Source organism: Variovorax sp. YR752 (genome assembly GCF_943372545.1).
Window position 1 is genome coordinate 46,351 of sequence record NZ_CALRZC010000013.1, and the last position, 24,415, is coordinate 70,765.

Consider the following 24,415-nt stretch of genomic DNA (forward strand, 5'->3'; position numbering starts at 1 on the left):
TGCTTCGCTCACATCACCGCGCCGACCTGCCACGGCACGAACTCGTTCTGCCCGTAGCCGTGTTGCTCGCTCTTCGACTGCGCGCCCGACGCGGTGGCCAGCACCAGCTCGAAGATGCGCTGGCCCATCTCCTGGATCGAGGCTGTGCCGTCGACGATCTCGCCGCAGTTGATGTCCATGTCTTCTTCCTGCCGCTGCCACAGCGCCGAGTTGGTCGCGAGCTTGAGCGAAGGCGAGGGCGCGCAGCCGTAGGCCGAGCCGCGCCCTGTCGTGAAGCAGATCAGGTTCGCGCCGCCGGCCACCTGGCCCGTCGCGCTCACCGGGTCGTAGCCCGGCGTGTCCATGTAGACGAAGCCGTGCGCGGTCACGGGCTCGGCGTATTCGTACACCGCCTCGAGGTTGCTGGTGCCGCCCTTGGCGACCGCGCCCAGCGATTTCTCGAGGATGGTCGTGAGCCCGCCCGCCTTGTTGCCCGGCGAGGGGTTGTTGTTCATCTCGCCCTCGTTGATCTCGGTGTAATGCTCCCACCACTTGATGCGGTCCACGAGCTTCTGGCCCACCTCGCGCTTCACCGCACGGCGTGTCAGCAGGTGCTCGGCGCCGTACACCTCGGGCGTTTCGCTGAGGATGGCCGTGCCGCCGTGCGCCACCAGCAGGTCGACCGCCGCACCCAGCGCCGGGTTCGCGCTGATGCCCGAGTAGCCGTCGGAGCCGCCGCACTGCAGTCCGATGGTGATGTGCGCCGCGCTGCACGGCTCGCGCTTCACGGCGTTGGCGCGCGGCAGCATCTCGTTGATGAGCGCCACGCCTTTCTCCACCGTCTTGCGCGTGCCGCCCGTGTCCTGGATGTTGAAGGTGCGGAAGTTCTCGCCCTCGGCCAGATGCCCGGTCGCGAGCCAGGCGTTGATCTGATTGGCCTCGCAGCCGAGACCGACCACCAGCACGCCCGCGAAGTTCGGGTGCGTGGCATAGCCCGTGAGCGTGCGCTCCAGGATCTGCATGCCCATGCCCTGCGTGTCCATGCCGCAGCCTGTGCCGTGCGTCAGCGCGACGATGCCGTCGACATTCGGGAACGCCGCGAGTGCCTGCGGGTTGGTCTTGCGCGAGAAATGATCGGCAATGGCGCGCGCGGCCGTCGCAGAGCAGTTCACGCTGGTCAGCACGCCGATGTAGTTGCGCGTGGCCACGCGGCCGTCGGCGCGCTTGATGCCCATGAACGTCGCTTCGCGCTTCGCGGGCGCGGGCTTCACGTCCGCACCAAACGCGTAGTCGCGTTCGAAGTCGCCCTTGTCGGGGCCCATGTCCAGGTTCTGCGTGTGCACGTGCTCGCCGGCGGCGATGGGCTTGCTCGCGAAACCGATGATCTGGTTGTAGCGCCGCACCGGCTCGCCCTGCGCGATGGCGCGCATGGCGATCTTGTGGCCCGGCGGAATCAGGCCGCGCACGGCCACGTTCTCGACGAGGGTGCCGCCGAGCAGTTGCGAACGCGCGATGACGACGTCGTCGGCGGGATGGAGTCGGATGTAGGGTGTCATGGTCAATAGAACATCTTGGGCAGCCACAGCACGAGCTTGGGCATGTAGGTGATGAGGCCCAGGCTCAGCAGGAGCGGCACCAGCCAGGGCAGGATGGCCATCGTCGTGCGCTCGAAGCTCAGGCCCGCCACGCGCGCGAGCACGAACAGCACCATGCCCATCGGCGGGTGCAGCAGGCCGATCATGAGGTTGAGCACCATCACGAGGCCGAAGTGAATCGGGTCCACGCCGAGCTGCGTCGCAATGGGCAGCAGGATCGGCACGAGGATGGTGATGGCCGCCGTCGGCTCCAGGAAGCAGCCCACGAACAGCATCAGCAGGTTGGCCAGCAGCAGAAACACCCACGCGTCCTTGGTGAAGCCCAGCACCCAGCTCGCGATGTCGGTGGTGACGCCCGTGGCCGTGAGCATCCAGCCGAAGATCGACGCCGCCGCCACGATGAACAGCACCGTGCTCGTGGTCTCGATGGTGTCCAGGCAGACCTTGATGAACATCTTCCACGACAGCGTGCGGTACCACGCGAAGCCCAAAATCATGGCCCATACGCAGGCCGCAATGGCGCCTTCGGTGGGCGTGAACAGGCCCGTGGTCATGCCGCCGATGAGCAGCACCGGTGTCATGATGGGCAGCAGCGCTTCGAAGCTGAAGATCTTGTCCAGCACGAAGAGCGAGGCCAGCCCCGCGAACACCGTGAGCTGCGGCGGCGTGCCCAGCTTGGCGACCAGCAGCCACATCAGCATGGGCCAGCCGATCACCACGACCAGCTCCATCAGCGCCTTGAACAGGCGCGTGCGCGAGAACTTGACGTCGGCGCCCCACTTGTTCTTGTGCGCGTAGTAGGCCACCGTGAGCATCATCAGCACGGCCATCATCACGCCCGGCAGCAGGCCCGCGAGAAACAGCGCGCCCACCGACACGTTGGCCATCATTCCGTAGATCACGAAGGGCAGGCTCGGCGGAATGATCGGGCCCAGCGTGGCCGACGCTGCCGTCACGCCCACCGCGAACTCGGTGGAGTAGCCGTGCTCCTTCATGGCCTTGATCTCGATGGTGCCCAGGCCGGCCGCATCGGCAATGGCCGTGCCGCTCATGCCCGCGAAGATCACCGAGCCCAGCACGTTCACGTGGCCCAGGCCGCCTTTGAGCCAACCCACGAGCGCGAGCGCGAAGTTGTAGATGCGCGTGGTGATGCCGGCGTTGTTCATCAGGTTGCCGGCCAGGATGAAGAAGGGCACGGCCAGCAGCGGAAAGCTGTCGATGCCGCTCACCATGCGGTGGATCACCACGAACGGCGGCAGCGTGCTGTCGCTCACGAGGATGTAGACCAGCGAGGCGCCGGCCATGGCAACGGCCACGGGGATGCCGCCGGCCATGAAGAACAGGAAGATGATTTTCAGCATGGGGTTGTGTCGCAGGACCGCGCCTGCGTCTGTGGGCCGGTGGGGTCCGCGTCAGCGGTCGTGCAGGGTGGATTCGGGTTGTTCGAGCACGCTGTAGCCGCGCTGCCAGTGGATGCGCAGCACCTGCAGCGAACGCCACGCCATCGCAGCGAAGCCGAACACGCACAGCGCGTACACCACGTTCATCGGCAGGTCGACGAGCGTCATGCGCGTCTGGTTGCCGATCTTCATCATCATCTGCACCGTCATGGCGACGGCCGCGACGAAGAAGGCGGTGCGCAGCACGTCGACGGCCATCGAGAGCAGGCGGCCCATCGCGCGCGGCATGTGGCGGTAGAAGAAGTCGACCTGGATCTGGTTGTTCTTCGCCACGCCGATCGCCGCGCCGATGAAGACCACGCCGATGAGCAGGTAGCGCGCCACTTCCTCCGTCCAGGCGGCCGAGTCGTTCATCACATAGCGCGTGACGAACTGGTAGAACACCGTCAGGCCCAGCATCCAGAAGACGGCCAGGGAAATCCAGCCTTCGGCGATGGTGTCCGACAGGTCGACCACTTCGTCCTCCGCATGGAAGTGGCCTTCGTCGTCGATGATCTTCTGTTCGGTCATGGCCGCTTACTTGATCGCCAGGATGCGGTCGTAGTCCTGCTGGCGGTAGCCCTGGTCGGTGGGCTTGGTGGCCTTGAGCACCGCTTCACGGAACGCGTTCTTGTCGACCGTGATCACGTTGTTGCCCTTCTTCTTGAACTCTTCCACCAGGCGCGTTTCCGACGCGATGATCTCGCGGCCGGTTTTCTCGGCGGCTTCCTGCATCACCTCGGTGAAGATCTTCTTGTCTTCGGCCGAGAGCTTGGTCCACAGCTGGCCCGAGGTGATGGTGAGCAGCGAGTCGACGATGTGGCCCGTGAGTGAGATGTTCTTCTGCACCTCGAAGAACTTCTTGGCCTCGATGGTCGGCAGCGGGTTCTCCTGCGCATCGACCGTGTTGTTCTGCAGCGCCAGGTACACCTCGGCAAAGGCGATCGGCGTCGGGTTGGCGCCCAGCGATTTCGGGAACGCCAGGTAGGCCGGTGCGTCGGGCACGCGGATCTTCAGGCCCTTCATGTCCTCGGGCTTGGCCACGGGCCGCGCGGCGCTCGAGGTCACGTGGCGTGCGCCGTAGTAGCTCAGCGCCGTGATGTGGTTGCCGCTCTTGTCGTCGTAGCCCTTGGCGAGTTCCTTGAAGACGTCGCTCTTGGCGTACTTGAGCTGGTGCTCGGCGTCGCGGAAGATGAACGGAAAGTACGAGATCGCCAGCGGCGTGTAGGTGCGGCCCGCGAAGCTCGCGCCCGACAGGATGATGTCGACCGTGCCCAGCGTCAGGCCCTGGTTGATGTCGGCTTCCTTGCCCAGCGTGGAGGCCGGGAACACCTGCACCTCGTAGCGGCCGTTGGTGCGTTTCTTGATCTCGTCGCCGGCCCACACCGAGTACTTGTGGAAGGGCTCCGAGGTCTCGTACACGTGGGCCCACTTGAGCTTGGTCTGTGCGTTGGCGATGCCCGCCACGCCCAGCGCGCCGGCTGCGAGGGCGCAGGCGGCCAGGGCCTTGAGGGCGGTGCGTTTGCTGTTCTTGCTGCTGATCATGTGGCTTGTCTCCGTTGTAGTTAATGGGCAGGAATGCTGGCGAGGAATCAGGAGGGCTTTGCGCGGCGCCAGCTCGCGCTGAAACGGTGGTGCGAGTTGTCCATGTGCGCGTGCATCGCGGTGCGCGCGGTCTCGGCGTCGCGCGCGGCAATGGCGTCGCGAATGGCCTCGTGCTCGGCGATGGCGGCGCGCCATGAGGTGACGGTCTCGAAGTAGCCGCCCAGCCGCGTGAAGATCGGCCCGCGGCGCGAATCCCAGAAGCCCTGCACCGTCTCGACCAGCACCACGTTGCCGCCAGCGTTGACGATGGCCAGGTGAAAGGCGCGGTCGCCGTCCAGCGGCATGACGTTGCGGTCGGCCATCTCGCGCATGGTGGCAATGGCGCGCGTCATGGCGTCCACGTCCTTGCGCTTGCCCGAGAGCGCGGCGATGGCGGCGGTCTCGCCCTCGATCACGCGGCGCGCGCGGATCAGCTCCAGCGGCCCCCACTCGGTGGGCGCCACCGGCGCGCTGGCGCGGTGTGAGCGGTCGAGCACGTACACGCCCGAGCCGGTGCGTACCTCGACCCAGCCCTCGACCTCGAGCGCAATGAGCGCCTCGCGCACCGACGGCCGGCTCACGCCGAGCTGCTTGGCCAAGTCGCGCTCGGCGGGCAGGCGCGCGCCCACGTCGAACTCGCCCTTGGAGATCAGCCCGCGTAGCTGGTCGGCAATCTGGCGATAGAGGCGTTGGGGTTCGACGGTCTGGAGCGGCACGGGAGCAGGGCGGGTGGCGGGCGAGGCGGTGGATCGGCTTAAGGGTTGTCCTGAATTGGACAAGTGGTAAGGCCAATTCAGAATACGGCGATTCACACATGTCACCCATCGGGCCTAACCCGAATCCACCCCCCGCACTTGCGAACCCCCAGGAGACACCGACCATGAGATTGAAGGGAAAGACCGTGCTCGTCACCGCCGCCGGCCAGGGCATCGGCCGCGCGAGCGTGCTGGCGCTCGCGGCCGAGGGCGCCTGCGTGTGGGCCACCGACGTCAACGAGCAGTTGCTGGCCGCCTACGCCGGCGTGGCGAATGTCACGGCCCTGAAGCTCGACGTGCTCGACAAGGCGGCCATCGGCGCGGTGGTGGCGCAGCTGCCCGCGCTCGACGTGCTGTTCAACTGCGCCGGCGTGGTGCACAACGGCACCATCGAGCAGGCCAGCGACGACGACCTCGACTTTGCCTTCCGACTCAACGTGCGCGCGCAGATGTGGACCATCCAGGCAGTGCTGCCCGGCATGCTCGCGGCCGGGCGCGGCAGCATCATCAACATGGCCAGCGTGTGCTCCAGCATGAAGGGTTTGCCGAACCGCTTTGTCTACGGCACCACCAAGGCGGCGGTGCTCGGCCTTACCAAGAGCGTGGCGGCGGACTACGTGGCACGCGGCATCCGCTGCAATGCCGTGTGCCCGGGCACGGTCGACACGCCCTCGCTGGGCGATCGCATCAATGCCAACGCCGACCCCGAGGCCGCGCGCAAGGCCTTCGTGGCGCGCCAGCCCATGGGCCGGCTCGCGCAGGCCGAGGAGATCGCGCCGGTGGTGGTGTTCCTGGCCAGCGACGAATCCATCTTCGCCACCGGCCAGTACTTCACCGTCGACGGCGGCATCACGATATGAACCGGCTCGATTTCGAAGGCCGCCATGCGGTGGTCACCGGCGGTGCCACGGGGCTGGGCTTCGGCATCGCGCAGCGGCTCGTCGCCTCGGGCGGCAGCGTCACCTTGTGGGACCGCGACGAGGCCGCGGCCGGTCGCGCGGCCGAAGCGCTCGGCCCCAAGGCCTTCGCACTGAAGGTCGACGTGACGCAGCAGCCCTCGGTTGCGAAAGCCGTGGCCGCCACGCTCGCGCACGCGCCGCGCATCGATGCGCTGGTCAACAGCGCGGGCATCACCGGGCCCAACGTGAAGCTGTGGGACTACCCGGTCGACGACTGGCGCCAGGTGATGGAGGTCAACGTCAACGGCGTGTTCCTGTGCTGCCGCGAGGTGGTGGCGCAGATGCGCAAACAGGGCTACGGTCGCATCGTCAACATCGCCTCAGTGGCGGGCAAAGAAGGCAACCCCAACGCCAGCGCCTACAGCGCCAGCAAGGCGGCCGTCATCGGCCTCACCAAGTCGCTCGGCAAGGAACTGGCCGACACCGGCATCCGCGTGAACTGCGTGACGCCCGCGGCAGTGAAGACGGCCATCTTCGATCAGATGACGCCCGAGCACATCGCCTTCATGTTGTCGAAAATCCCCATGGGCCGTTTCGGCACGGTGGAAGAAGTGGCCGCGCTGGTCGGCTGGCTTTGCACCGAAGATTGTTCGTTCTCCACCGGCGCGGTCTTCGACCTGTCCGGTGGCCGCTCCACCTATTGATCCATTCCCCATTTCAATGCACTGAAAGGAACGCATGAAACTCGTCCGCTACGGCAACCCCGGCAAAGAGAAGCCCGGCCTCATCGACGCAGAAGGAAAGCTGCGCGACCTGAGCGCCATCGTGAAGGACATCGGTCCCGACCAGCTCGGCGATGCCGCCATTGCCAAGCTGCGCAAGACCAAGGTCGACAAGCTGCCGCTGGTCAAGGGCAAGCCGCGCCTGGGCAGCCCCGTGGCCAACGTCGGCAAGTTCATCGCCATCGGCCTGAACTACGCCGACCACGCCGCCGAATCGGGCCTGCCGGTGCCCAAGGAACCCATCGTCTTCATGAAGGCCACCAGCTGCATCCAGGGGCCGAACGACCCGGTGATGCTGCCCAAGGGCTCGGTCAAGTCCGACTGGGAAGTCGAACTCGGCGTGGTCATCGGCACGAAGGCGCGCTATGTTTCGCAGAAGAGCGCACTCGACTACGTGGCCGGCTACTGCACCATCAATGACGTGAGCGAGCGCGAGTTCCAGATCGAGCGCGGCGGCACCTGGGACAAGGGCAAGGGCTGCGACACCTTCGGCCCCCTCGGCCCCTGGCTCGTCACCCGCGACGAAATCGAGAACCCGCAGAAGCTCGCCATGTGGCTCGACCTCAATGGCCAGCGCGTGCAGACCGGCAGCACCAAGACCATGATCTTCAGCGTGGCCAAGCTCGTGAGCTACGTGAGCCAGTTCATGACGCTGATGCCCGGCGACGTGATCACCACCGGCACGCCGCCCGGCGTCGGCATGGGCATGAAGCCGCCGCTGTACCTGAAGAAGGGCGACGTGATGACGCTGGGCATCGAAGGCCTGGGTGAACAGCGCCAGGAAGTGCTGCCCTTCAAGCTCTGATCACGCGGATCAGTTCGTCGTACACCAACCGCACGCGCGCCGGCACCGGCGCGCGCTGCGGGCGGTAGACGTGGACCGGCCAGGGCTCCGGCGCATCGGCCGCCAGCAGCTCCACCATGGCGCCTGATTGCAGCCACGGCTCCGCCAGCGGGCCGATGAGCTGGCCGAAGCCGATGCCCGCGAGCACCGCGGCGCATTCGGCGTCGATGTTGTCCGTCACGAACGCGGGCGACGACACGGTGAACACCCGCTTCTTGCTGAACGCCCACGGCCAGGGCCGGCCCGAGCTGCGGTCGATCAGCGCCGTCACCGGCAGTTTGGACAGTGCATCGACGGTGCGCGGTGCACCGACCCGCTCGATGAGCGCGGGTGAGGCCACCACACGCAGCGGCATCTTTCCCACACTTCGTGCCACGAAGCGCGCGTCGCGCATCGGCCCGACGCGCACGCCGATGTCGATCTGCTGATCGACCACATCGGCATGCTGCTCCGACAGCCGCAGGTCGAGCACCAGCCCTGGGTGTGCCACCAGCAACGGCGCCAGCGCCTGCGGAATGAACCGGCCGTACACATGCGGCGCCGTGACCCGCACCGTGCCCGCGTGCTGCGACAGCGCGCGCCGGTCGATGCGGTGAAAGAGCTCGTCGACGCCGCCCACCGCGATGCGGGCGCGCTCGGCGAGTTGCCGCCCGAAGTCGGTGAGCTGCACGCCGCGCGTGCTGCGGTGAAAGAGCGGCTCGCCCAGCTCGTCCTCGAGTTCGCGCACCGCGCGAGTCACCACCTGCGGCGACACCGACAGGCGCACGGCCGCCTCGCGGAAGTTGGCGGCATCGGCGGCGGTGAAGAACACGCGCAGGGCTTCGAGGCGGTTGGACATGGGGTGTTCCTGATTGGGGAATTCTGAAGTCGCCAGAGTTTCATTTACTGGAACGCATGGATTTTCCACACTGCATGCACTTCTTCAACACACCCCAAAGGAAATCTTCATGACCTCCGTTCAAGACAACATCCAAGGCAAGGTCGCCATCGTCACCGGCGCGAGCAGCGGCCTGGGCGAATCGACGGCACGCCATCTGGCCGCACGCGGCGCCAAGGTGGTGCTCGCGGCCCGCCGTACCGACCGGCTCGAAAAGGTCGTCGCCGAGATCCGCGAGGCCGGCGGCGAAGCCATCGCCGTGGCCACCGACGTGGCCAAGCGCGACGACCTCGAAAAGCTCGCCGCCGCCACCGTCGAGGCCTTCGGCCGCATCGACGTGCTGGTCAACAACGCGGGCGTGATGCCGCTGTCGCCGCTCGACAAGCTCAAGGTCGACGAGTGGGACCGCACCATCGACGTCAACATCAAGGGCGTGCTCTACGGCATTGCCGCCGTGCTGCCGCGCATGCAGGCGCAGGGCAGCGGCCACATCGTGAACGTCGCGTCAATTGCCGGGCTGAAGGTGTTCACGCCCATCGGCACCGTCTACAGCGCGACCAAGCACGCGGTGCGCGCCATCTCCGAGGGCCTGCGTGTGGAGGTGGGCAACAGCGGCGTGCGCGTGACCATCGTGTCGCCCGGCGCCGTGGACTCGGAACTGAAGCTCGGCAGCAGCGACGCCGAAAGCGCCGCCGGCGTGAAGGCCTTCTACGACGCCAACCAGATCCCGGCCGACTCGGTGGCGCGCGCCATCGTCTACGCGGTGGAGCAGCCGGCCAACGTGGACATCAACGAGGTTGTGCTGCGGCCTGTGTCGCAGGATTTCTGAGCGCGCCGGACAAGGGTGCGACCCTCTGGCGGTCGCCCCTTGCCTTGGTTAACCTTCATTAACCCAGTGCCGCCCAAGGTCATTTGCGGTCAAAAGTGCAAAGCCCCTGCAAAATAGAACGACCGTTCGTTTTATTCGGAGCTTTCACGATGTCTGCCACCGCCGTTCCCGCCAAGCCGGCCCGCGCCGCCCCCAAAGGCCAGCAGACCAAGGCCATCATCGTCGACGCCGCACTGGCGCTGGCTGCGCAGATCGGGCTCGAGGGCCTGTCGATCGGCGCCGTGGCCGAGATCACCAAGATGAGCAAGTCGGGCGTCTTCGCCCACTTCGGCTCGCGCGAAGAACTGCAGATTTCCGTGGTGCGCGAGTACCACGCCCGCTTCGAGCAGGAAGTGTTCTTCCCCGCGCTCCAGGCGCCGCGCGGCCTGCCGCGCCTGCGCGCCATGTTCGCCAACTGGATGAAGCGCACCTCGACCGAAATCGACTCGGGCTGCATCTACATCAGTGGCGCCTCCGAGTTCGACGACCGCCCGGGCCCGGTGCGCGATGCGCTGGTCGAGTCGGTCAGCATCTGGCAGGCCGCCGTGCTGCGCGCCATCGTGCAATCGAAGACCGAAGGCCACCTGCGCGCCGACGCCGACGAGCGCCAGGTCGGGTTCGAGATTCACGGCCTGATCCTCGCGCTGCACTACGAAGCCCGCTTCCTGCAGGTGCCCGGCTCCATCGGCCGCGCCAACGTCGGCTTCGACAACATCCTCGCGCGCGCCGCCACGCCGGACGCGCCGCCTGCTTCCAATGCCGCCGAGTCCGCGCCCGCTGCGCGCGGCACGCGCCGGCTCAAGACCGTGCGCTGAGCGCCACGGCTGCCTGTTTCGTTTTTCCGTTTTCGTTTTTCCAATCTATCTAGCTTCGACCAGGAGAGTCCCGGATGCCTACCTACAACCCCCCCGTGCGTGACATGCAGTTCGTGCTGCACGAAGTGCTCAACGTCGCCGAGGAACTCAAGGCACTGCCCGCCCACGCCGAGACCGATGCCGACACCATCAACGCCGTGATCGAAGAGGCCGGCAAGTTCGCCGCCGAAGTCACCTTCCCGCTGAACATCAGCGGCGACGAAGAAGGCTGCGTGCTCGACAAGGCCACGCACGAAGTGAAGACGCCCACCGGCTTCAAGGACGCCTACGCCAAGTACGTCGAAGGCGGCTGGCCCGCGCTGTCGTGCGACCCGGCCTTCGGCGGCCAGGGCCTGCCGTTCGTGGTGAACCAGTGCCTGTTCGAAATGCTCAACAGCGCCAACCAGGCCTGGACCATGTACCCGGGCCTCTCGCACGGCGCGTACGAGGCGCTCAAGGCCCACGGCACCGAAGAGCAGAAGAAGACCTACCTGCCCAAGCTCACGAGCGGCGAGTGGACCGGCACCATGTGCCTGACCGAACCCCATTGCGGCACCGACCTGGGCCTGCTGCGCACCAAGGCCGAGCCGCAGGCGGACGGCACCTACCGCATCACCGGCAGCAAGATCTTCATCTCGGCCGGCGAGCACGACATGACGGACAACATCATTCACCTGGTGCTGGCCCGCCTGCCGGACGCGCCCAAGGGCAGCAAGGGCATCAGCCTGTTCGTGGTGCCGAAGTTCCACGTCAAGGCCGACGGCTCGCTCGGCGAACGCAACCCGATCTTCTGCGCCGGCCTGGAGCACAAGATGGGCATCCACGGCAACGCCACCGCGCAGATCGTGATTGAAGGCGCCACCGGCACGCTGGTCGGCGAGCCCAACAAGGGCCTGGCCGCGATGTTCGTGATGATGAACGCCGCACGCCTGGGCGTGGGCAACCAGTCGCTCGGCCTGACCGAAGTGGCTTATCAAAACGCGCTGGCCTACGCCAAGGACCGCATCCAGATGCGCTCGCTCTCCGGCGTGAAGGCCAAGGACAAGGAAGCCGACCCCATCATCGTGCACCCCGACGTGCGCAAGATGCTGCTCACGGCCAAGGCGTATGCCGAAGGCGGCCGCGCGCTGCAGATCTTCTGCACGCTGCTGCTCGACAAGGAGCACAACCATCCTGATGAAAAGGTGCGCAAGGACTCCGGCGAGCTGGTCGCACTGCTCACGCCCATCGTCAAGGCCTTCATCACCGACAACGGCCACATCGCGACCAATTCGTGCATGCAGGTCTTCGGCGGCCACGGCTTCATCAAGGAATGGGGCATGGAGCAGTTCGTGCGCGACAACCGCATCAACATGATCTATGAAGGCACCAACACCATCCAGTCGCTGGACCTGCTGGGCCGCAAGATCCTGGGCAACAACGGCGCCTCGCTGAAGAAGTTCGGCAAGCTCGTCGCCAAGCTGGTGGAAGAAGAAGGCGTGAACGAGAAGATGGCCGAGTTCATCAACCCGATCGCGATGCTGGGCGACCAGCTCACCAAGTTCACGACCGAGATCGGCTTCAAGGGCTTCCAGAACCCCGACGAAGTGGGCGCTGCCGCCGTCGACTACCTGCGCGTGGCCGGCCACTTCGTGTTCGGCTACCTGTTCGCCCGCATGGCGCAAGTGGCCCTGCGCGAAATCGCCGCCGGCAACACCGACCCGTTCTACGTCGCCAAGCTGCAGACCGCGCGCTTCTACTTCGCCAAGCTGTTCCCCGAGACCGCGACGCTGATGCGCACCGCGCGTGCCGGCAGCAAGGTGTTGATGGACACCGACGCAGCGCTGGCCTGAGGTCACTGCCTTTTCTCATCGTCCAAACCGGGAGCCGCTCATGAAATCGACGCTTGCAGCCATCGTCCTCGTCGCCTCTTCTTTCACGGCCATGGCACAGAGCACCCCGGTGGGGCTCTGGCGCAACGCCGACGACAAGACCGGCGAGGTCAAGGCCGAGATCCGCATCGCCGAGACCAACGGCGCGCTCGTCGGCCGCATCGAGAAGTCGCTGAAGAAAGACACCAAGCCCGACGCGACCTGCGACGAATGCAGCGACGACCGCAAGGGCAAGCCCATCACGGGCCTGGAGATCATTCGCGGCGGCAAGAAGGCCGAGGGCAAGGACGTCTGGGAAGGCGGCAAGATCCTCGACCCCGAGAACGGCAAGGAATACCGCGCGAGCTTCACGCCCATCGACGGCGGCAAGAAGCTTGAAGTGCGCGGCTATATCGGCCCCTTCTGGCGCACCCAAACCTGGACCCGCGCGCAGTAACCCTGCCGCGCGTTTTCAACCGAAGAAATACCAAGCAACATGTCCCGATTTCAAGTGAAGAAGGTCGCCGTGCTCGGCGCCGGCGTGATGGGCGCGCAAATTGCGGCCCACCTCGTCAACGTGCGCGTGCCCGTCGTGCTGTTCGACCTGGCCGCCAAGGAAGGCCCGAAGAACGGCATCGTCACGCGCGCCATTGACAACCTCAAGAAGCTCAAGCCAGCGCCGCTCGGCGACGTGGTCGATGCCGGCCTGATCGAGCAGGCCAACTACGACGACGACCTCGCCAAGCTCGGCGAGTGCGACCTCATCATCGAAGCGATTGCAGAACGCATGGACTGGAAGCTCGATCTCTACAAGAAGATCGCGCCGCACGTGCCCAAGCATTCGATCCTGGCCTCGAACACCTCGGGCCTCTCGATCACCAAGCTGAGCGAGGCCTTGCCTGAAGCGCTGAAGCCGCGCTTCTGCGGCATTCACTTCTTCAACCCGCCGCGCTACATGTTCCTGGTGGAGCTGATCAACACGCCCACCACGCAACCCCAGGTGCTCGACGACCTCGAGGCCTTCGTCACCAGCACGCTCGGCAAGGGCGTGGTGCGCGCGCACGACACGCCCAACTTCATCGCCAACCGCGTCGGCATCGCCGGCATGCTGGCCACGCTGAAGGAAGTCGAGAAATTCGGCCTCACGCCCGACGTGGTGGACGACCTCACCGGCAAGAAGCTGGGCCGCGCGAGCTCGGGCACCTTCCGCACCGCCGACGTGGTGGGCCTGGACACCATGGCCCACGTCGTGAAGACGCTGCAGGACAACCTGAACGCCGAGACCGATCCGTTCTACGCCAACTTCGCGACACCGCCGGTGCTCGCCAAGCTGCTCGAGCTGGGCAACCTGGGCCAGAAGGCCAAGGCCGGTTTCTTCAAGAAGGTCGGCCGCGACATCCTGCGCTTCGACCTGAAGAGCGGCGAGTACGTGCCCGCCGGCGCCAAGGCCGACGAGGTGTATGGCCGCATGCTGAAGAAGCCCGCAGGCGAGCGCCTGAAGCTGCTGCGCGAGAGCGAAGGACCGCAGGGCAAGTTCCTCTGGGCCATCCTGCGCGACGGTTTTCATTACGCCGCCGTGCACCTGGCCGACATCGCCGAGAGCGCGCGCGACATCGACTATGCGATGCGCTGGGGCTTCGGCATGAAGCAGGGCCCGTTCGAGCTGTGGCAGGAAGCCGGCTGGGCGCAGGTCGCCAAGTGGGTGCAGGAAGACATCGACGCCGGCAAGGCGCTGAGCACCGCACCGCTGCCGAAGTGGGTGTTTGAAGGCCCGGTCGCACAAGCCGGTGGCGTGCACACGCCCGAAGGCTCGTGGAGCGCCTCGCAGAACAAGTTCGTGCCGCAGCGCAAGCTGCCCGTGCATGACCGCCAGCTGTTCCCCGAGAGCGTGCTCGGCGCGAACGCGGCCGATGCCAACACGGCCGGCACGACGATCAGCGACGAAGGCGATGTGCGCGTGTGGACGCTCGACGGTGAGGTGCTCATTGCGAGCATCCAGTCGAAGATGCACGCCATCAGTCCCGACGTGGCCGAAGCGCTCGGTGCCGCGGTCGACCTGGCCGAAGCCGAATACAAGGGCCTGGTGATCTGGTCGCCCGACGAGGTGTTCTCGGTCGGCGCCGACCTGCAGGCGATGCTGCCGGCCTTCGTGGTCGCGGGCATCGGCGCGGTCGAAGGCGCGGAAGAAGAGCTGCAGAACGTCATGCTCAAGATCCGTTATGCCAACGTGCCGGTGATCTCGGCCGTGCGCGGCATGGCACTGGGCGGCGGCTGCGAGCTGGCCATCCACTCGGCCAAACGCGTCGTCGCAATGGAAAGCTACATCGGTCTGGTCGAAGTCGGCGTGGGCCTGATCCCCGGCGCGGGCGGCCTGACGTACATCGCTCGCCGCGCGGCCGAGAACGCCTCGGCCTCGACGGGCACCGACCTGCTGCCGTTCCTCACCGAAGGCTTCACCGCCGCGGCGATGGCGAAGGTCGGTACGGGCGCGCTTGATTCGAAGAAGCTGGGCTACCTGCTCGACAGCGACGTGATCGTGCCGAACAAGGACGAGCTGCTGTACGTGGCGCTGCAGCAAGCGAAGGCCATGGCCGACGCCGGCTACCGCCCGCCGCTGCGCCGCACCTTCCGCGTGGCCGGCCGCAGCGGCGCCGCCACGATCAAGGGCCAGCTCGTGAACATGCGCGACGGTGGCTTCATCAGCGCGCACGACTTCCACATCGCCAGCCTGATTGCCAACGTGGTCACCGGCGGCGACGTGGACGCGGGCTCGCTCGTGACCGAGGAATACCTGATGACGCTGGAACGCAAGGCGTTCTGCTCGCTCATCGTGCATCCCAAGACGCAAGAGCGAATCATGGGCATGCTCAGCACCGGCAAGCCGGTCCGCAACTAAGGACAGATTTCATGAGCAGCAAGCAAGTACAAGACGCCTACATCGTCTCCGCCACCCGCACGCCCATCGGCAAGTCGCACCGCGGCTACTTCCGCAACTACCGCCCCGACGACCTGCTCGCGACCACGCTGAAGGCAGCGCTGGCTGCCGTGCCGGGCCTCGACCCCAAGGCCATCGAAGACATCATCTGCGGCTGCGCGATTCCCGAGTCGCAGCAGGGCCTGAACGTCGCGCGCATCGGCGCGGTGCTGGCCGGCCTGCCGACCAGCATCGGCGGCATCACCGTGAACCGCTTCTGCGCTTCCGGCTTGTCGGCCGTGCAGATGGCGGCCGACCGCATCCGCGTCGGCGAGGCCGATGTGATGATCGCGGCCGGTGTCGAGAGCATGAGCATGGTGCCGATGATGGGCAACTCGCCCTCGCTGTCGCCCTCGATCTTCGAGCGCGAAGGCGACGTGGGCATCGCCTACGGCATGGGCCTCACGGCCGAGAAGGTGGCGCAGCAGTGGAAGGTGAGCCGCGAGGCGCAGGACGCGTTTGCGCTGGCCTCGCACCAGAAGGCACTGGCCGCGCAGGCCGCCGGCAAGTTCGCCGACGAGATCACGCCGATCGAAGTGACCGACCGCACGCCCGACCTCGCCACCGGCGAGGCCATTGCCAAGACCCGCACCGTGAGCCTGGACGAAGGCGCGCGCCCCGACACCAGCATCGAAGGCCTGGCCAAGCTGCGCACCGTGTTCGCCGCGCGCGGCACCGTGACCGCCGGCAACAGCTCGCAGACCTCGGACGGCGCAGGCGCGCTGATCCTGGCGAGCGAGAAGGCCATCAAGCAGTACGGCCTCACGCCGCTCGCGCGCTTCGTGAGCTTCGCCAGCAAGGGCGTGCCGCCGCACATCATGGGCATCGGCCCGATCGAGGCGATTCCCGCTGCGCTGCGCTATGCCGGTCTGAAGCACGAAGACATCGACTGGTTCGAACTCAACGAAGCCTTCGCCGCGCAATCGCTCGCGGTGATGAACACGCTGGGCCTCGACCCGTCCAAGGTCAACCCGATGGGCGGCGCCATTGCACTGGGCCATCCGCTCGGCGCGACCGGCGCGATCCGCGCGGCGACCGTGGTGCACGCGCTGCGCCGCGAGAAGCTGAAGTACGGCATGGTCACGATGTGCGTGGGCATGGGCCAAGGCGCAGCCGGCATCTTCGAGCGGGTCTGATCGGCAGGGGAATCACGGCCATGCACGGCACGCAGCAGCAGCTCCCTGCCGGCGGTGCATGGCCGCCGGTGCGTGCCGCAGTGCAGCACGCCAACGTCCCGCACACGACTGCGTGAGGTCATCCACCGGAGGCACACTGGCGATCATCATGAGTACGACCCCACACCCCTTCGACAAAGCCCTGGCCCTGCACCACAGCGACATCCGCGTGGGGCACTTCACCGGCACCACAAGTCCCGACTACTGGAACATGGTCGGTCCGTTCGGCGGCACCACTGCGGCGCTTGCGCTGCAGTCGGTGCTCCGGCACCCCGACCTGCTCGGCACGCCCATTGCACTGACCGTCAACTACGCGGCTGCGCTCGGCGAGGGCGCGTTCGACATCCAGGCCACCGCCGTGCGGACCAACCGCTCGACGCAACACTGGACGGTGACGATCACGCAGCCCGGCGCCGACGGCACGACGAACATGACCACCACCGCCACGGTGGTGACGGCCGCGCGCCGCGACACCTGGAGTCAGGCCGACCTCACCATGCCCGAGGCACCGAAGCCCGAGGCGGTTGATCGCATGAGCATCGGTCCGTCAGGCGTGGCCTGGCTCGACCAGTACGAGATGCGTCCCTTCAGCGGCGGCATTCCCTCGAAGTGGGACGGCAGCCTGCAGCACAGCGAGACCCGCATCTGGGTGCGCGACGCGCAGGCCCGCCCGCTCGACTTCGCTTCGCTCGCCGCATTGAGCGACGTGTTCTATCCGCGCGTCTGGCTGCGCCGCGCCAAGCACGTGCCGGCGGGCACGGTGTCGATCACCACGTACTTCCACGTCGGCGCCGCCGAGCTGGCCGAGGTCGGCACCGGCTACCTGCTGGGCTGCGCGGCGGGGCAGCAGTTCTTCAACGGCTTCTTCGACCAGAAGGCGCACCTGTGGAGCGAGAAGGGCGCGTTGCTCGCCACGTCCAATCAGATCGTCTACTACAAGGAATGAACGTCATGGCGCTCACCAAGGCTGCTCTCATCGTCGGCGCGGGCGACGCCACCGGCGGCGCCATCGCCCGCCGCTTCGCGCGCGAGGGCTACGCCACCTGCGTCACGCGGCGCAGCCTCGACAAGCTGCAGCCGCTGGTGGCGCAGATCGAGGCCGACGGCGGCCGGGCCTACGCCTTCGCTTGCGATGCCCGCAAGGAAGAAGAAGTGGTGGCGCTCATCGAGCAGATCGAATCGACCGTCGGGCCGATCGAGGTGATGGTGTTCAACATCGGCGCGAACGTGCCGGAGAGCATCCTCACCGAATCCGCGCGCAAGTACTTCAAGGTGTGGGAGATGGCCTGCTTCTCGGGCTTTCTCAACGGCCGCGAAGTGGCGAAGCGGATGATGGCGCGCGAGATGCCAAAGGGCGGCCATCGCGGCACGATCATCTTCACCGGCGCGACGGCGTCGCTGCGCGGTGCAGCCAACTTCGGCGCTTTCTCGGGCGCCAAGATGGCGTTGCGCGCGTTGGCCCAATCGATGGCGCGCGAGCTGGGGCCGCAGGGCATCCACGTCGCGCATGTGGTGGTCGACGGCGCCATCGACACCGAGTTCATCCGCAGCAATTTCCCCGAGCGTTATGCGCTGAAGGACAGCGACGGCATCCTGAACCCGGACCACATCGCCGACAGCTACTGGATGCTGCACTCGCAGCCGCGTGATGCATGGACGCACGAGCTCGACCTGCGTCCCTGGTCCGAGAAGTTCTGACCGACGCCGAGCCTCGCGCCGCGACGCACAGCCACAAGGAGACGACACCCATGACGAAATCCGTCGAGTTCTATTTCGACGTCGGCAGCCCCGCCGCCTACCTGGCCGCCACGCAGCTGCCGCACGTGTGCGCCGACACCGGCGCCGAGCTGGTCTGGAAGCCCATGCTGCTGGGCGGCGTGTTCCAGGCCACGGGCAACCATTCGCCGGCCGAGATCAAGGCCAAGGGCCCGTACCTCACGACCGACCTGCAGCGCTTCGCGAAGCGCTACGGCGTGCCCTTCGTGCACAACCCGCATTTCCCGATCAACACGCTGCTGTTGATGCGCGGCGCGACCGGCGTGCAGATGACGGCGCCCGAACGCTTCGGCGCGTATGTCGATGCGGTGTTCCACGCGATGTGGGTCGAGCCGAAGAACCTCAACGACCCCGCGACCGTCGGCGCCGTCTTGCAAAATGCAGGCTTCGACGCCGCGGGCCTGCTCGCGCTGGCCGGCGCGCAGGAGACCAAGGACCGCCTCAAGGCGGTCACGCAAGAGGCGGTGGAGCGCGGCGTGTTCGGCGCCCCCACCATGTTCGTCGGCGACCAGATGTTCTGGGGCCAGGACCGTCTCGATTTCGTCCGCGAAGCTATCGACGCTTGAGAAGGTGTGAACGAACCCGCCATGTCCGCTCATCCCGCCCAGACACGTCCCCTCTGCGTTGCAAATGCTCGCCATAGCCCAAGCTATGGCTGCGCTTTGCGCCTTGAGGGGGCGCGCCTGGGCGGGCTGCTCGGCCACGCCGGATTCATTCACACCTTCTGAGCGCGTCGCCCCCCGTTTTACCCATCCAAGGATCTATCCCATGAGCGACATCCTCGTCCACACCGAAGCCGGCGTGATGACCATCACCTTCAACCGCGTCGACAAGAAGAACTCGATCACCAGCAGCATGTACGCCGCGATGGCCGACGCGCTCGCCACGGCCGAGAGCGAAGCGGCTGTGCGCTGCGTGCTGTTCCAGGGCGACCCGACGATCTTCAGTGCCGGCAACGACATCGGCGACTTCCTCAACGCGCCGCCGGCCAACACCGAATCGCCGGTGTTCCGCTTCCTGCGCGGCATCGCCACCTTTCCGAAGCCCATCGTCGCGTCGGTCTGCGGCCCGGCCGTGGGCATCGGCACCACGATGCTGTTCCATTGCGACCTCGTCTATGCGGGCGACAACGCGGCCTTCTCGATGCCCTTCGTGAACCTGGGCCTGTGCCCCGAGGCCGCGTCGAGCCTGCTGGTGCCGCAGATGCTGGGCTACCACCGCGCCGCCGAAGCGCTGCTGCTGGGCGAGCCCTTCATGGCCGAGGCCGCGCTCGAAGTGGGCCTGGTCAACCGCGTGGTGCCGCCGACTGAAGCCAACGGCATCGCACAGACGCAGGCCCGCAAGCTCGCCGCCAAGCCGCTGACCGCGCTGATCGAAACCAAGCGCCTGCTGAAGAAGACGCAGATGCCCGCCGTGCTCGAGCGCATGGGCGAAGAGGGCGCGAGCTTCGGCCGCATGCTGCGCGAGCCGGCTGCCAAGGAAGCGTTCGGCGCTTTCATGGAGAAGCGCAAGCCCGATTTCTCGAAGGTCTAAGCCTTCCGTGGACTTGCCTGCGGACGGTGGCTGCGTACACTGTTCCTCGTGCCTGCTCCAGACATCAACTCGCCCACAGCGCCCGCCACACGGGCGATGCGTGCTACTGAAAAAGTAGCATTCGGCCTCACGCGCCGGCATGCTTTGGGCTTACTCGCGGGCACGATCGCGGCGCCCTCGCTGGTGTTGGCGCGCGTGCGGCCGTTGCGCATCGGGGTCATCGGCTCGTGGTCGGGGCCCTATGCGGGCGGCGGGCGCCAGTTCGACGCCGGCATGGCGGTCTGGCTGGCCGACCACAAGCAGCAGATCGCGGGCCGGCCGGTCGAACTCCTGCGCCGCGACGTGCCCGGCAGCGCGCCCGAACAGGCGCGGCGCCAGGCACAAGACCTCATCGAAAGCGAGCGCGTCGATTTGCTCACAGGGCTGGACTTCAGCTCCAACGCCTACGCCGTCGGCGCCGTCGCCACGCAGGCGCGCGTGCCGACCGTGATCATGAACGCCGCCTCCTCGGGCATCACCGGGCGCTCGCCGTTCATGGTGCGGGTGTCGTTCACCATCGCGCAGGTCACGGCGCCGCTGGCGCGCTGGGCGCTGCAGCAGGGGCTGCGCGATGTGTGCACCGTGGTGGCCGACTACGCCTCGGGCGTGGACGCCGAGAGTGCTTTTGTCACCGGCATCACCGCGGGCGGCGGGCGTGTCGGCGCGATGCTGCGCGTGCCGCTGAACACGCTCGACTATTCGGCCTACATGCTGCGCCTGCGCGAGCTGAAGCCGCAGGCCGTGTTCTTCTTTCTGCCGTCGGGCCAGATGCCGGCCATCTTCCTGAAGTTCTGGCGCGACCGCGGCATGGCCGACACCGGCATCCGCCTGCTCGCCACCGGCGACGCCACCGACGACCACTACCTGGACGGCATCGGTGAACTGGCCGAGGGGCTGGTCACCAGCCACCACTATTCCTTTGCCCACGAGTCGCCGGCCAACCGGCGCTTCGCGGGTGCCTTCGAAACCGAGTACGGCAGCCACCTGCGGCCGGGCTACTTCGCCGTGGCGGCACACGACGGGCTTGCGGCCATCGATGCGGCGCTGAGCGCACCCGGTGCGCGCGGCGGCAAGGCGGGCGCCGAGCGGCTGGTGGATGCGTTCCGCGGCCTGCGGCTGGACAGCCCGCGCGGGCCGGTCGAGATCGACGCCCACACGCGCGACGTGGTGCAGTCGGTCTACATCCGCCGCGTGGAGCGGCGCGACGCGCGCTGGATCAACCGCGAGTTCGAGTGCATCGAACGCGTGCGCGACGCCGGCATCGGCGTCGGCTGAAGGCCGAGGCTCAGGCCGTCGGCTGCTCGATGGGGCGGGGGCGGCCGTTGTCGTCGATCGCGACGTAGGTGAAGGTGGCCTGCGTCACCTTGATGTACTCGCCCTGGGCGCGGAAGCGCTCCGCGAACACCTCGACCGTCACCGTGATCGAGGTGCGGCCCACGCGCACCAGCTTCGAATAGAACGAGAGGATGTCGCCCAGCCGCACCGGCTGCTTGAAGATGAACTCGTTGACCGCCACGGTGGCCTGGCGGCCCTTGGCGTAGCGCGCCGGAATCACCGAGCCGGCCAGGTCGCACTGCGCCATGACCCAGCCGCCGAAGATGTCGCCGTTGGCGTTGCAGTCGGCCGGCATCGGAATGACCTTGAGCACCAGCTCCATGTCGGTGGGCAGGCTCTTGAGGGTGGCGGCGGCCGTCGCGGCGGCGGAAGAGGCACTGGAAGAAGAGGACATGGGCACAATCTGAGGCAACAACAACAGCCACGATTGTCCCCCATGCGCCGAAGCGGCGAAGCCCTTTCCTCCTCTCCCCATGCGCCTGGCGGCCATCCGCCGGACCGCGCCGACCGTTCCGACTGGGCGACCCTGCGTCGCCTCTTTCCCTATCTCTGGCAGTACAAATGGCGCGTGATGGCCGCGCTGGCGTTCATGGTGGGCGCCAAGGTGGCCAACGTGGGCGTGCCGGTGCTGCTGAAGAACCTCATCGACACGATGACGCCCAAGCCCGACATGGCGCAGGCGCTGCTCATCGTGCCGATCGGGCTGCTGCTGGCCTACGGGCTCTTGCGCTTTTCGACCGCGCTCTTCGGCGAATTGCGCGAGCTGATCTTTGCGAAAGCCACCGAGGGCACGGCGCGGCAGATCGCGCTGGAGGTGTTCGGCCACCTGCATTCGCTGAGCCTGCGCTTTCACCTGGAGCGCCAGACCGGCGGCATGACGCGCGACATCGAGCGCGGCACGCGCGGCGTGCATTCGCTCATTTCGATGTCGCTGTACAGCATCGTGCCGACCATCATCGAGCTGGCGCTGGTGCTCACCATATTGGGCGTGAAGTTCGATTCGCTGTTCGTGTGGATCACGGGCGCGGCGCTGGTGCTGTACATCACTTTCACGGTCACGGTGACCGAGTGGCGCACGCAGTTTCGCAAGACCATGAACGAGCTCGACTCGATGGCGCAAAGCCGCGCGGTCGATTCGCTCTTGAACTACGAAACCGTCAAGTACTTCAACAACGAAGACTTCGAGGCCAAGCGCTACGACGCCAGCCTCGACCGCTACCGCAAGGCCGCCATCAAGAGCCAGCGCACGCTGAGCATGCTCAACACCGGCCAGCAGCTGCTGATTGCCGTGAGCCTCGTGCTGATGCTGTGGCGCGCCACCTCGGGCGTGGTCGAAGGGCGCATGACGCTGGGTGACCTGGTGATGGTCAACGCCTTCATGATCCAGCTCTACATTCCGCTCAACTTTTTGGGCGTGATCTACCGCGAGATCAAGCAGAGCCTGACCGACCTGGACAAGATGTTCGTGCTGATGGAGAAGGAGCGCGAAGTGCGCGACGCGCCCGGTGCGCAGCCGCTGGCGGGCATCAACTCCACCATCCGCTTCGAGGACGTCAGCTTCGCCTACGAACCCGAGCGCCCGATCCTCAAGCACGTGAGCTTCGAGATCCCCGCCGGCAAGACGGTGGCCGTGGTCGGCCCTTCAGGCTCGGGCAAGTCGACGCTCGCGCGCCTCTTGTACCGCTTCTACGACGTGCAGCAGGGCCGCATCACCATCGGCGGCGAAGACATCCGCGCCGTGCAGCAGTCCAGCGTGCGCCGCGCCATCGGCATCGTGCCGCAGGACACGGTGCTGTTCAACGACACGGTCGAATACAACATCGCGTACGGCCGCCCCGGCGCCACGCGCGAAGAGGTCGAAGGCGCCGCGCGCGCTGCGCGCATCCACGACTTCATTTCGGCCACGCCCAAGGGCTACGAGACGACGGTGGGCGAGCGCGGCCTGAAGCTCTCGGGCGGCGAGAAGCAGCGCGTGGCCATCGCGCGCACGCTGCTGAAGAACCCGCCGATCGTGATCTTCGACGAGGCCACCTCGGCACTCGATTCGGCCAACGAACGCGCCATCCAGTCCGAGCTGCGCAGCGCCGCGCAAGGCAAGACCACGCTGGTCATCGCGCACCGCCTCTCGACCGTGGTCGAGGCGCACGAGATCCTGGTGCTCGAATCGGGCGTGATCGTCGAGCGCGGCACGCATGCCGATCTGCTCGCGCAGCAGGGCCGCTACGCCCAGATGTGGGCTTTGCAGAAGAGCGAAGCGGTCCCGCTGCTCTAGCCCGATCATTCATCCCTTCTTTCCTTTCACCGACCCCAGGAGTTCAGACGTGTCGACCAAGATTCCCCTGCTGGTGCTCAACAGCCTCTCGAGCGCCCACCAGGCCCAGATTGCCGAGGTCTACGACATGACCTACGCCTTCGGCGACGCCGAGCGCGCCGCCGCCATCGCCGAGCACGGCAAAAAATTCCGCGCGGTGCTGACCATCGGCGTCATCGGCATCACGCCCGAGGAAATCGCGGCCATGCCGGCGGTGGAACTGATCTGCTGCCTCGGCGCGGGCTACGAGGGCGTGCCGCTCGACGTGACACGCGCGCGCGGCATCGCCACCGCCAACGGCGCCGGCACGAACGACGACTGCGTGGCCGACCACGCCTTCGGCCTGCTCATCGGCATCGTGCGCGAGTTCCGCAAGCTCGACCGCCTGTGCCGCGAAGGCGTGTGGCGCGAAGCCATTCCGCAGCCGCCGAACGTGTCGGGCAAGAAGCTCGGCATCCTGGGGCTGGGCACCATCGGCCAGAAGATCGCCAAGCGCGCCGCCGCCTTCGACATGGAGGTCGGCTATCACAACCGCAAGCCGCGCGAAGGCGCCACGCAGCGCTACTTCGACGACCTGAAGTCGCTCGCCAGCTGGGCGGATTTCCTGATACTGGCCGCGCCGGGCGGTCCCGCGACCAGGCACCTCGTCAATGCCGAAGTGCTCGATGCGCTGGGGCCACAGGGCTACCTCGTGAGCATCGGCCGCGGCAGCGTGGTCGACACCGAGGCGCTGGCGAAGGCGCTGCGCGAGCACCGCATCGCGGGCGCGGGCCTCGATGTGTACGAGAGCGAACCCAAGCGCCCCGAGCCGCTCGTCGGCCTGGACAACGTGCTGCTCACGCCGCACATGGCGGGCTGGTCGCCCGAGGCCACGCAGAAGTCGGTGGATCACTTCCTCGCGAACGCCGAAGGGCACTTCGCGGGGCGGGGCGTGCGCACGCCGATC

23 protein-coding genes are annotated in these 24,415 nt (G+C 66.9%); 16 read left to right on the forward strand and 7 right to left on the reverse strand.

Features of this window, described 5'->3' with window-relative positions; translation table 11 throughout:
* Positions 1–8: 8 nt before the first annotated feature.
* From AAG801_RS05010 to AAG801_RS05030, 5 genes are read right to left on the reverse strand one after another with little or no spacing between them, the layout of a single operon-like run.
* The gene (locus tag AAG801_RS05010; protein ID WP_341887438.1) at positions 9–1,535 is read right to left on the reverse strand and encodes an altronate dehydratase family protein; all 1,527 of its coding nucleotides are present in this window, start codon (positions 1,533–1,535) and stop codon (positions 9–11) included.
* Positions 1,536–1,537: 2 nt separating this feature from the next.
* A complete protein-coding gene (locus tag AAG801_RS05015) occupies positions 1,538–2,935 on the reverse strand; it encodes a TRAP transporter large permease (protein WP_192194866.1) in 1,398 nt (465 codons plus the stop codon).
* Between the two features lie 51 nt (positions 2,936–2,986).
* Positions 2,987–3,544, reverse strand: a complete 558-nt coding sequence (locus tag AAG801_RS05020) for a TRAP transporter small permease (protein WP_341887439.1) — start codon at positions 3,542–3,544, stop codon at positions 2,987–2,989.
* 6 nt (positions 3,545–3,550) lie between these two features.
* On the reverse strand, positions 3,551–4,558 hold the full coding sequence (locus tag AAG801_RS05025; protein ID WP_341887440.1) for a sialic acid TRAP transporter substrate-binding protein SiaP: 1,008 nt from the start codon (positions 4,556–4,558) through the stop codon (positions 3,551–3,553).
* A 47-nt stretch (positions 4,559–4,605) separates the two neighbouring features.
* Complete coding sequence (locus AAG801_RS05030; protein ID WP_341887441.1) at positions 4,606–5,313, reverse strand: FadR/GntR family transcriptional regulator; 708 nt, start codon at positions 5,311–5,313, stop codon at positions 4,606–4,608.
* 164 nt (positions 5,314–5,477) lie between these two features.
* Between AAG801_RS05030 and AAG801_RS05035 the strand changes: the two genes are divergently transcribed.
* Genes AAG801_RS05035 through AAG801_RS05045 form a run of 3 tightly spaced genes read left to right on the forward strand, consistent with a single transcriptional unit; the run spans position 5,478 to position 7,838 of the window.
* On the forward strand, positions 5,478–6,212 hold the full coding sequence (locus AAG801_RS05035) for an SDR family oxidoreductase (RefSeq protein ID WP_341887442.1): 735 nt from the start codon (positions 5,478–5,480) through the stop codon (positions 6,210–6,212).
* The gene (locus AAG801_RS05040; RefSeq protein WP_341887443.1) at positions 6,209–6,955 is read left to right on the forward strand and encodes an SDR family NAD(P)-dependent oxidoreductase; all 747 of its coding nucleotides are present in this window, start codon (positions 6,209–6,211) and stop codon (positions 6,953–6,955) included. The genes AAG801_RS05035 and AAG801_RS05040 overlap by 4 nt, the downstream gene beginning before the upstream one ends.
* A 34-nt stretch (positions 6,956–6,989) precedes the next feature.
* Positions 6,990–7,838 carry a fumarylacetoacetate hydrolase family protein gene (locus AAG801_RS05045; protein ID WP_099794959.1) on the forward strand — a complete coding sequence of 283 codons (849 nt, stop codon included), beginning with the start codon at positions 6,990–6,992 and terminating at the stop codon, positions 7,836–7,838.
* Here the strand turns inward: AAG801_RS05045 and AAG801_RS05050 are convergent.
* Positions 7,828–8,715, reverse strand: a complete 888-nt coding sequence (locus AAG801_RS05050; protein WP_341887444.1) for a LysR family transcriptional regulator — start codon at positions 8,713–8,715, stop codon at positions 7,828–7,830. The two genes, AAG801_RS05045 and AAG801_RS05050, sit on opposite strands and share 11 nt — an antisense overlap.
* 109 nt (positions 8,716–8,824) lie before the next feature.
* On the opposite strand from AAG801_RS05050, the gene AAG801_RS05055 reads away from it, so the two are divergent.
* The 11 genes from AAG801_RS05055 to AAG801_RS05105 all read left to right on the forward strand — a co-directional run bounded on the left by AAG801_RS05055 (position 8,825) and on the right by AAG801_RS05105 (position 21,098).
* Complete coding sequence (locus AAG801_RS05055) at positions 8,825–9,583, forward strand: SDR family oxidoreductase (RefSeq protein ID WP_341887445.1); 759 nt, start codon at positions 8,825–8,827, stop codon at positions 9,581–9,583.
* A 149-nt stretch (positions 9,584–9,732) separates the two neighbouring features.
* Positions 9,733–10,437, forward strand: coding sequence for a TetR/AcrR family transcriptional regulator (locus AAG801_RS05060; protein WP_070060219.1), 705 nt, complete (start codon positions 9,733–9,735; stop codon positions 10,435–10,437).
* Positions 10,438–10,511: 74 nt separating this feature from the next.
* Positions 10,512–12,308, forward strand: coding sequence for an acyl-CoA dehydrogenase C-terminal domain-containing protein (locus AAG801_RS05065; RefSeq protein ID WP_341887446.1), 1,797 nt, complete (start codon positions 10,512–10,514; stop codon positions 12,306–12,308).
* Between the two features lie 40 nt (positions 12,309–12,348).
* A complete protein-coding gene (locus AAG801_RS05070; RefSeq protein WP_341887447.1) occupies positions 12,349–12,783 on the forward strand; it encodes a DUF2147 domain-containing protein in 435 nt (144 codons plus the stop codon).
* A gap of 39 nt (positions 12,784–12,822) precedes the next feature.
* Positions 12,823–15,222, forward strand: coding sequence for a 3-hydroxyacyl-CoA dehydrogenase/enoyl-CoA hydratase family protein (locus AAG801_RS05075; protein WP_341887448.1), 2,400 nt, complete (start codon positions 12,823–12,825; stop codon positions 15,220–15,222).
* Between the two features lie 11 nt (positions 15,223–15,233).
* Positions 15,234–16,436 carry an acetyl-CoA C-acyltransferase gene (locus AAG801_RS05080; RefSeq protein ID WP_101488593.1) on the forward strand — a complete coding sequence of 401 codons (1,203 nt, stop codon included), beginning with the start codon at positions 15,234–15,236 and terminating at the stop codon, positions 16,434–16,436.
* A 148-nt stretch (positions 16,437–16,584) separates the two neighbouring features.
* Complete coding sequence (locus AAG801_RS05085) at positions 16,585–17,421, forward strand: thioesterase family protein (protein WP_341887449.1); 837 nt, start codon at positions 16,585–16,587, stop codon at positions 17,419–17,421.
* A 5-nt stretch (positions 17,422–17,426) separates the two neighbouring features.
* Entirely contained in the window at positions 17,427–18,173 is a 747-nt protein-coding gene (locus AAG801_RS05090) for an SDR family oxidoreductase (RefSeq protein ID WP_341887450.1), read from the forward strand.
* Between the two features lie 50 nt (positions 18,174–18,223).
* Positions 18,224–18,817, forward strand: coding sequence for a 2-hydroxychromene-2-carboxylate isomerase (locus tag AAG801_RS05095; RefSeq protein ID WP_341887451.1), 594 nt, complete (start codon positions 18,224–18,226; stop codon positions 18,815–18,817).
* A 202-nt stretch (positions 18,818–19,019) separates the two neighbouring features.
* Positions 19,020–19,784, forward strand: coding sequence for an enoyl-CoA hydratase (locus AAG801_RS05100; protein WP_341887452.1), 765 nt, complete (start codon positions 19,020–19,022; stop codon positions 19,782–19,784).
* Positions 19,785–19,979: 195 nt separating this feature from the next.
* Positions 19,980–21,098 (forward strand): ABC transporter substrate-binding protein, encoded by a 1,119-nt coding sequence (locus AAG801_RS05105; RefSeq protein WP_341887455.1) that lies wholly within the window; start codon positions 19,980–19,982, stop codon positions 21,096–21,098.
* Between the two features lie 10 nt (positions 21,099–21,108).
* On the opposite strand, the gene AAG801_RS05110 is transcribed toward AAG801_RS05105, so the two are convergent.
* Positions 21,109–21,552 (reverse strand): acyl-CoA thioesterase, encoded by a 444-nt coding sequence (locus AAG801_RS05110; RefSeq protein WP_101488598.1) that lies wholly within the window; start codon positions 21,550–21,552, stop codon positions 21,109–21,111.
* 42 nt (positions 21,553–21,594) lie between these two features.
* Here AAG801_RS05110 and AAG801_RS05115 point away from each other — a divergent pair, with 42 nt between their 5' ends.
* Positions 21,595–23,430 carry an ABC transporter ATP-binding protein/permease gene (locus AAG801_RS05115; protein ID WP_341887453.1) on the forward strand — a complete coding sequence of 612 codons (1,836 nt, stop codon included), beginning with the start codon at positions 21,595–21,597 and terminating at the stop codon, positions 23,428–23,430.
* Between the two features lie 49 nt (positions 23,431–23,479).
* Positions 23,480–24,415, forward strand: a 936-nt coding sequence (locus AAG801_RS05120; RefSeq protein WP_341887454.1) for a 2-hydroxyacid dehydrogenase, incomplete at its 3' end; no start/stop codon positions are given.